The sequence below is a fragment of the Mesorhizobium sp. M1A.T.Ca.IN.004.03.1.1 genome (genome assembly GCF_003997555.1).
GTDB lineage: Bacteria > Pseudomonadota > Alphaproteobacteria > Rhizobiales > Rhizobiaceae > Mesorhizobium.
This window is the reverse complement of record NZ_RZTV01000211.1, coordinates 1-279: the sequence shown is the minus strand read 5'-3', so window position 1 is coordinate 279 and position 279 is coordinate 1. Positions and strand designations below refer to the sequence as shown.

General features: G+C 62.4%; 1 pseudogene. It reads left to right on the top strand.

The annotated features are described in order from the left end of the window. Positions 1-279: pseudogene (locus tag EOD29_RS31385) on the top strand (DUF1338 family protein); the annotation flags it as partial.

The following is a 279-nucleotide window of genomic DNA, read 5'->3' as shown; positions in this document are numbered from 1 at the left end:
TTTTCACCATCCGCCGGCTGTTTGCCGTCATGGGCATGCAGGCGGTCGGTTATTACGACCTTTCGGTGGCCGGCGTGCCGGTTCATTCCACTTGCTTCCGGCCGATCGACGAGGCGGCGCTCAACATCAATCCGTTCCGCGTCTTCACCTCGCTGCTGCTCCTGGAGCTGATCGAGGACGAAGGTCTGCGTCGTGAAGCCGAGGCAATTCTCGCCAAGCGGCGCATCTATACGCCGGGCGCCATCGCGCTGATCGAGCGTCATGAGCAGAAGGGTGGCC